The sequence below is a fragment of the Streptosporangium sp. OZ121 genome (assembly GCF_051918885.1).
Classification (GTDB): Bacteria; Actinomycetota; Actinomycetes; order Streptosporangiales; family Streptosporangiaceae; genus Streptosporangium.
The window spans coordinates 282,012-290,352 of sequence record NZ_JBPXMC010000009.1; the positions used below are offsets into that span (position 1 = coordinate 282,012).

The window sequence follows — 8,341 nt, forward strand, 5'->3', positions numbered from 1 at the left end:
CTCTCTCGACATCGTCTCGCTCGTGGGCTTCTTCCCCCATTCACCGTCCATCACGTGATCGGCCGGTCCTCTTCGCGGGATCCCGGAATTCCCCCAGGCCGCGCGATGTCGGTCAAGCCTCCTACCATTGGCGGAATGAGCACGGAGTTCACCGAGTGGCTGCGCGGCCGGAGCGACGACCGGTTGCGGGCTCTCGTCTCCGTGCGACCCGAGCTCATCACCCCCGTGCCCGCCCACCTGGAAGGGCTGGCCGGGCGGGCGAGCAGCCCGTCGGCGGTGGGCAGGGCACTCGACCGGCTCGACCGGTTCACGCTCGCGGTCGTGGAGACGCTGGCCGTGCTGCCCGGCCCGGTCGCCTACAGGTCACTGCGCGCCCAGATGGCCCGCGCCCTTCCAGGACCGGCCGATCCGGCGTTCCAGAGCGCCCTCAAGGAGACGGTCGAGCGGCTGCGCACCATGGCCCTGATCTACGGGCCCGACCGCGCCCTGGCTCCGGCGCCCGGGGTGCGGGAGGTCCTCGACGCCCCCGGGGGGCTCGGCCCGCCCGCCGTGGAGGCGTTCAGGCACCACCCCGCCGAGCGGCTGGCCGAGCTGGTCCAGGACGTCACGGGCGACACCGAGGGCGCCGGGAGCGCCACCAAGGAGACGCTCGCCGCGCTGCTCGCCGACGGGGAAATCGTCGGACGGCTGATCGAGGAGGTCTCGCCGCAGGCGCGGTCCGCGCTGAACGAGCTGGTCTGGGGCCCGGCCAGCGGCCGGGTGCCCAACGCCCGCCGTGAGGTGCGGGCCGCCACCGCGCAGTCGCCGATCGAGCAGCTCCTCTCCCGTGCCCTGCTCGCCGCCACCGGCGAGGAGACCGTGGTGCTGCCCCGCGAGGTCGCCCTGTTCCTGCGCGGCGGCCGCGTCCACCGGGACCTGTCCCCCTTCCCGCCCGCGACCGAGGGCACCGAGCGCGACCGGAGGCTCGCCGACCGCACGGCCGCCGGGCAGGCGTTCACGTTCACCCGCGCGGTGGAGGAGCTGTGCGAGCGCTGGAGCGTCGACCCGCCCGGCGTGCTCCGCAGCGGCGGCCTGGCCGTGCGTGACCTCAAGCGGACCGCGGGCCTGCTCGACCTGCCCGAGTGGGTGGCAGGGCTGGTGGTTGAGGTGTCGTACGCGGCGGGGCTGATCGCGGCCGGCGGCACCGTCGACGGCGACTGGATGCCCACCCCCGTCTACGACGGCTGGCGGGTGAAGTCCACGGAGGACCGCTGGGTGGTGCTGGCCACGGCCTGGCTCACCATGGACCGGGTGCCGGGGGTCATCGGCGAGCGCGACGAGCGCGACCGGCTGCTCAACGCCCTCCACCCCGACCTGCGGCGCCCGGCCGCCGCCGAGGTCCGCGCCACGACCCTGGGCATGCTCGCCTCGACGCCGGGGGTGGCGCCGACCCTCGACGCGGTACGCGAGCGCCTGGCCTGGGAGCAGCCCCGCCGTCGCGGAGGTCACCGCGACCAGCTTGTGGAGTTCACGTTGCGCGAGGCCGAGCAGATCGGCGTCACCGGGCTCGGGGCGCTCGCGGCCCACGGTCGCGCCCTGCTCCCCGACTCCTCCGGCGCCGGCGGTTCGGCCGTCCCGGCCGGTCCTGGCGGTGGCGGCCGTCCGGTGTCCGCCGCCCACCTGCTGCTCCCGCTGCTGCCCGAGCCGCTCGACCACGTGCTCCTTCAGGCCGACCTGACCGCGGTCGCCCCCGGGCCGCTCACCGGCGACCTGAGGCGGTGGCTGGCGATGGCGGCCGAGGTGGAGTCGACCGGCGGCGCGACGGTCTACCGCTTCGACGAGCGGTCGATCCGGCGGGCACTGGACGCCGGGCAGGGTGCCGACGAGCTGCTGGCCATGCTGGAGCGCCACTCGACCACACCCGTGCCGCAGCCGCTCAGCTACCTGGTCACCGACGTGGCCAGGCGACACGGCCGGATGCGCGTCGGCACGGCGAGCGCGTACGTGCGGTGCGACGACCCCTCCCTGCTCGACGAGGTGATGGCCGACAAGCGGGCGATCCCGTTGCGGTTGCGGCGGCTCGCTCCCACGGTGATCGCCTCCAAGTCCTCCCGGCCGGCGCTGGTCGACTCGCTGCGCGCGATGGGCTACGCCCCGGCGGCGGAGTCGCTCGACGGTGACGTGATCATCACCCAGCTCGACGTCCGCCGGACCGAGGGCACCTCAGCGGGCCGTTCCCCGGTCACGTTCAGCGGCCACGAGGCCGACGTGGTGGCGGCCGCCGTGCGCGCCGTGCGCGCGGGCGACGCCGCGCACCAGGCTCGCCGCGCCCCGGTGGCCGCCCCCGGCGGCCAGGTGCCGCGCTCCCCCGCCACCGCCACGATCACCGCCCTTCGCGAGGCCATCCGGCAGGGATCGCAGGTCTGGATCGGCTACCTCGACTCCCAGGGCAACGCCACCAGCCGGATCCTCGAACCCGCCCGGATGGAGGGCGGCTATCTCACCGCCTACGACGAGACGCGGGCGGCGGTGCACCGCTTCGCCCTGCACCGCATCACCGGCATAGCCGACATCGTGTGAGACGCCCCCTGCCGGTTCCGCCGGGGGCCGGAAAGCCCGTGCGGCCCCGGTGTGCCGGGCGAGAGCACGAGGTAGTCTCGGGTTCCGGAACGGGGCCGCCACGAGCTCGGCCGACGGTCCGGTGGCGGCGCACCGTCCGCCGCGTCGTTCAGCGGGACGCTCGCCAAGGCGCGAGGATCCTCCTCCGGGCTCCGGCCGCCGGGATACGACCGAGTCCATTCGCCCCTGACACCCGGCTCACGACCCATATCGTGATAACAGTTGACGTTCTGAGCTCCATAGAAGCGAGAGATCCCCAGTGAGCAGCGGTCACTCCGAAGGCCCCAGCACCAACCCGGACGACTGGAAGAGCCCCTACGCCACGGGGCCGGGCCAGGCCCCGGGCCACGACCGGCAGCCGTACGGCTACGAGCAGACCCGGCAGGGTTACCAGCCGGAGTACGTCCAGCCCGAATACGGTCAGCCCGAGTACGGTCAGCCCGAATACGGCAAGGCCCCGGACTACGGCCAGGCCTCCGGCCATCCCGACCAGCCCTACGGACAGGGGTATGGACAGGGTTACGGCGAGCAGTCCTACGGGCAGGGGTACGGGCAGGGCTACGGTGCGCCGCCGTCCCGCGAGGTCGAGGGCGTCAGGACGCACGCGATCGTCGCCCTGGTCATCAGCCTCGTGCTCGCGCTGAGCTGCTTCGCGACCCCCGGCGGCATCATCGGCACCATCCTGTCGGGCCTCGCGCTGGGCAGGGTCGACACCGACCCGCGAAGCGCGCGGAACCTGCTCAAGTGGTCCTGGATCAGCAACGGCGCCAACATCGTGCTGCTCGTCCTGGGCGTGGCCTTCTTCATCGTCGCCGGCCTCAACGGCGCCTTCGGCCCGAGCTGACCATGCCGAGGACCGCCCGCCGGAGCCGTACGCGCGACACCGGACACGCGAGGACCGGACGTCCGGACGGGCGGGCACCCGACGGGCGGGCACGCGCGAACCGGGCACACGACCTACGGACGCCCGACGGGCGGACACGCGACAGGCGGGCGCGCGAGGACCGGGCACACGACGTACGGGCAGGTGACGGACGGGCGCGGGAGACCGGACGGGCCGGACGGGACTGCCCGGACGTTCCCGTCTGTTGCATACAGGGAGCGCGGGACGACCCTTCGGGCGTCCACGAGTGCGACCATGAGCTGATCCGCCGTAACCTGCGGTGACCAAGGGAGAAGTCTGTGACTGACGGACCACTGATCGTCCAATCGGACAAAACCCTGCTCCTTGAAGTCGATCACGAGAGGGCCGGGGAGTGCCGCAAGGCGATCGCCCCGTTCGCGGAGCTGGAGCGCGCCCCCGAGCACGTGCACACCTACCGGATCACCCCTCTGGCGCTGTGGAACGCGCGGGCCGCCGGGCACGACGCCGAGCAGGTGATCGACGCGCTGATCGCGCACAGCCGCTACCCCGTGCCGCACGCGCTGCTGGTCGACGTCGCCGAGACGATGTCGCGCTACGGCAGGCTCCGCCTGGAGAAGCACCCGGTTCACGGGCTCGCCCTGACCAGCACCGACAAGGCCGTGCTGGAAGAGGTCCTGCGCGCCAAGAAGATCCAGCCGCTGCTGGGCGAGCGCCTGGGCGACGACGGCGTGGTGGTGCACCCGAGCGAGCGCGGAAACATCAAGCAGCACCTGCTCAAGCTGGGCTGGCCCGCCGAGGACCTGGCCGGATACGTCGACGGCGAGCACCACCCGATCGCGCTCACCGAGGACGGCTGGGAGCTGCGCACCTACCAGCGGGAGGCCGCCGAGGCGTTCTGGCACGGCGGCTCCGGCGTGGTCGTGCTCCCCTGCGGGGCGGGCAAGACGATCGTGGGCGCGGCGGCGATGGCGCAGGCCAAGGCGACGACGCTGATCCTGGTGACCAACACGGTCTCCGCGCACCAGTGGAAGCAGGAACTGCTCAAGCGGACCTCGCTGACCGAGGACGAGATCGGCGAGTACACCGGCACGAAGAAGGAGATCCGGCCCGTCACCATCGCCACGTACCAGGTGATGACGACCCGCAGGCAGGGCGTCTACCGGCACCTGGAGCTGTTCGACGCCCGCGACTGGGGCCTGGTCGTCTACGACGAGGTGCACCTGCTGCCCGCGCCGATCTTCCGGATGACCGCCGACCTGCAGGCCAGGCGGCGGGTGGGCCTGACCGCGACGCTCGTGCGCGAGGACGGCAGGGAGGGCGACGTGTTCTCCCTGATCGGTCCCAAGCGGTACGACGCGCCGTGGAAGGAGATGGAGAACCAGGGCTGGATCGCCCCGGCCGACTGCGTCGAGGTGCGGGTGACGCTGACCGACGAGGAGCGGCTGGCCTACGCGATGGCCGAGTCCGAGGAGCGCTACCGGTTCTGCGCGACCACGCCGTCCAAGACACGGGTGACCGAGGCGCTGGTCCGCCGGCACCTGGACGAGCAGGTGCTGGTCATCGGGCAGTACATCGACCAGCTCGACGAGCTCGGCGAGCACCTGAACGCGCCCGTGATCAAGGGGGAGACGAAGGTCAAGGAGCGGGAGCGGCTCTTCCAGGCGTTCCGCGACAAGGAGATCCAGGTCCTGGTCGTCTCCAAGGTCGCCAACTTCTCCATCGACCTGCCGGAGGCGGCGGTGGCCATCCAGGTGTCGGGCACCTTCGGGTCCCGGCAGGAGGAGGCGCAGCGGCTGGGCCGGGTGCTGCGGCCGAAGGCCGACGGGGGCGGGGCCCGGTTCTACTCGGTGGTCAGCCGTGACACGGTCGACCAGGACTTCGCCGCCCACCGGCAGCGGTTCCTGGCCGAGCAGGGGTACGCGTACCAGATCATCGACGCGGACGACGTGCTCGCCGGAGAATGAACTCACATGGCGAACACGTCGTCAATTTGTGTCAGGTCCACGAAATCCCGCGGGCTTTCGACAAACAAACCACCCCCTCGCTAGGCCTCGGCGGCCACTGGCGACATACCCCCATGATCTGAGGGAGTCACCATGTTTGCCGCGCTTTTTCGCTATTTCTCCAGAGAATGACGGAGAGTGGCAGATCGACTACCGAACGATCGGGGCGGCGACCCGACGATCAAAGTGACGACCGGACGATCAGGCCGCCCGCGAAGAGAACACCCTCCGCGACCACCCAGGCGGCCACCGCGGCGGTCATCAGCGCGGTGAAACGATTTCCGGCGCCGCGCCTCCCCGGCGCCAGCAGGGCGGCCACCGTGCAACAGGCCGCGACCGCCGCGAACAGGGACGACAGCCTGACCACCCCGGCCAGCCCGTCCACGCAGCCGGGGTCGGAGCAGAAGGCCTCGACCCCCCAGCCCGCGAACACCGAGAATCCCCAGAGCGCGGCCAGGAGAAGGCTGGCGACGGCCGGTATGACAGGGGAGATCCGCACGACCGTTGGGATACCCGCGACCGCCGCTTCCCAGTCCGGCGTTAATCCTTTTGAGACGCGGGTGAGTCGCCGCTAAGCTGGTCGATTCGCTGCCCGATGACCACCACCTCCGTTTATCGAATGGGAGGCGCTTCAGCGTGCCCGCACATCAATTGGCACCCGACATAACCGACGATCCCGCCCGGATTCTCGCCGCCGAGCGCGAGCACCTGGCCACCTCCAGGGCGGCGCTCCGCGCGATGCGCGAGCACGCCCGATCCCTCTCCTCCGACGCCGCCGGAGACTGGGTCTCCCAGCAGATCCTGCAGGCGCTGCTGGACCAGCGCGTCGAGGCGCTCGCCGACCACTCCGGCACGCCGCTGTTCTTCGGCCGCCTCGACCGCCAGGCGGGAGACGACCTTCCCGGTACGGTCTACGTCGGGCGCAGGCACGTCCACGACGACAACAGCCGCCCCCTGGTCATCGACTGGCGGGCCCCGGTCTCGCGGGCCTTCTACCAGGCCAGCCCGTCCGACCCGATGCGCGTCGCGCTGCGCCGCAGGTTCGGTTACCGGGGCGGCGACCTGACCGCCTACGAGGACGAGCGCCTCGACCAGGGCGGCGCCGCCCTCGCCCAGAGCAGGATCCTCACCGAGGAGATCGAGCGCCCGCGCTCGGGGCCGATGCGCGACATCGTCGCGACGATCCAGCCAGACCAGGACGAGATCGTCCGCTCGGACCTGGCGCGGACGGTGTGCGTCCAGGGCGCCCCCGGCACCGGGAAGACCGCCGTCGGCCTGCACCGGGCGGCCTACCTGCTCTTCACCCACCGCGAGCGGCTCGCCAGGTCGGGCGTGATGATCGTCGGCCCGAACCGGGCGTTCCTCTCCTACATCTCCTCCGTGCTCCCCGCCCTGGGCGAGGTCAAGGTCGACCAGACCACGGCCGCCGGGATCCTCGGCGACCACTCCGCCCCTGAGGACCCCGCCACCAGCACGATCAAGGGTGACGCGAGGATCGTCCCCGTGCTCGGGCGCGCCCTGTGGATGCACGTCGTCAAGCCCACCGAGGGCGTGCTGTTCACCAAGGGGATCAACCGCTACCGGGTGGCCGACCACGAGGTCCGCGAGATCGTCGCCGCCCTGCGCGGCACCACCCGCTACGGCCCTGGACGCGCCACGCTCGCCCAGCGTCTCGCCCACCTGGTGCTCGTCCGGATGGAGCAGCGCGGCGAGTCGCCCGACGACCGGGTGCAGGACGCGGTGGCCAGGTCCAAGCCGGTCAGGCAGCTCGTGGACCTGGTCTGGCCCAAGCTGACCCCGCAGCAGGTGCTCCACCGGTTGTTCAGCGACCCCGCCTTCCTCGCCGCCGCGGCCAAGGACGACCTCACGGCCGAGGAGCAGTCGCTGCTGCTGTGGGCGAAGCCCGCCAAGTCCTTCCGCTCGGCCAAGTGGTCGGCGGCCGACGGCGCGCTGATGGACGAGCTGGCCGACATGATCGAGCGGACCGTCCCGCTGGGCCACCTGGTCGTGGACGAGGCCCAGGACCTGTCGGCCATGCAGCTGCGGGCCCTGGGGCGGCGCTGCCGTACCGGCTCGGCCACCGTGCTGGGCGACCTCGCGCAGGGCACCACTCCCTGGTCCGCCCGCTCCTGGAAGGAGGTCCTCACCCATCTCGGCTTCGAGGACGGCGCGGTCACCGAGCTCACCCTCGGCTTCCGGGTGCCCCGGGAGGTCCTCGACTACGCGGCCAGGCTGCTGCCCTCCGTCGCCCCCGACCTGGCCGCTCCCCGGTCGCTGCGGCCCGGCGCGGGTTCCCTGTCGGTGCGCCCGGCGCCCGACCTGGCCGCGTCGCTGGCCCGCGCCGCCGAGGAGGCGCTCGCCCGCGAGGGGTCGATCGGCGTCATCGTCCCCGACGCCTCGGTGGGCGCCGTGTCCAGGGCCCTGGCCCACCTGGAGCACCGGGTGCTGAGCCCCGACACGGTCGAGGACCACCGCCTCCTGGTCGTCCCTGCGTCCCTGGCCAAGGGCCTGGAGTACGACCACGTGATCGTGACCGAGCCCGCCGACATCGTCGACGCCGAACCCCGCGGCCTGGCCCGCCTCTACGTGGTGCTGACCCGGGCGGTCACCTCCCTGACCGTCCTGCACTCCAGGCCGCTGCCCGAGCAGCTCGGCTAGCCTCGGGGCCGCGTACGGGCCCCCGCGCCGGGCGACGGGGGAACGACACCGAGACTGGGTACGACACCAAGGAGCACGGAAACAAAAAGAGGCGGCCCCGGCACTTCGGGGTCGCCTCTTTTTCGAAAGCGCGTGGACTCAGAAGTCCATGTCGCCGCCGCCGGGCATGGCGGGGGCGGCTCCGGCCTTCTCGGGCTTCTCGGCGATGACGGCCTCG

At 72.3% G+C, this 8,341-nt stretch carries 5 protein-coding genes; 4 read left to right on the forward strand and 1 reads right to left on the reverse strand.

Annotated features, from left to right (window positions below; genetic code table 11):
- Positions 1-135: 135 nt before the first annotated feature.
- The 3 genes from ACTOQ1_RS19345 to ACTOQ1_RS19355 all read left to right on the forward strand — a co-directional run bounded on the left by ACTOQ1_RS19345 (position 136) and on the right by ACTOQ1_RS19355 (position 5,427).
- Positions 136-2,559, forward strand: a complete 2,424-nt coding sequence (locus tag ACTOQ1_RS19345) for a helicase-associated domain-containing protein (protein WP_440068959.1) — start codon at positions 136-138, stop codon at positions 2,557-2,559.
- Between the two features lie 298 nt (positions 2,560-2,857).
- On the forward strand, positions 2,858-3,442 hold the full coding sequence (locus ACTOQ1_RS19350) for a hypothetical protein (RefSeq protein ID WP_440068961.1): 585 nt from the start codon (positions 2,858-2,860) through the stop codon (positions 3,440-3,442).
- A 338-nt stretch (positions 3,443-3,780) separates the two neighbouring features.
- On the forward strand, positions 3,781-5,427 hold the full coding sequence (locus ACTOQ1_RS19355; protein ID WP_440068963.1) for a DNA repair helicase XPB: 1,647 nt from the start codon (positions 3,781-3,783) through the stop codon (positions 5,425-5,427).
- 220 nt (positions 5,428-5,647) lie between these two features.
- Here ACTOQ1_RS19355 and ACTOQ1_RS19360 read toward each other — a convergent pair whose 3' ends face one another.
- Positions 5,648-5,965 carry a hypothetical protein gene (locus tag ACTOQ1_RS19360; protein ID WP_440068965.1) on the reverse strand — a complete coding sequence of 106 codons (318 nt, stop codon included), beginning with the start codon at positions 5,963-5,965 and terminating at the stop codon, positions 5,648-5,650.
- Between the two features lie 137 nt (positions 5,966-6,102).
- Here ACTOQ1_RS19360 and ACTOQ1_RS19365 point away from each other — a divergent pair, with 137 nt between their 5' ends.
- Positions 6,103-8,124 (forward strand): HelD family protein, encoded by a 2,022-nt coding sequence (locus ACTOQ1_RS19365; protein WP_440068967.1) that lies wholly within the window; start codon positions 6,103-6,105, stop codon positions 8,122-8,124.
- Positions 8,125-8,341: the final 217 nt, after the last annotated feature.

Coding starts and splice junctions, on each gene's coding strand:
- ACTOQ1_RS19345 (WP_440068959.1), top strand. CDS start 136: ATGAGCACGGAGTTCACCGAGTGGCTGCGCGGCCGGAGCGACGACCGG.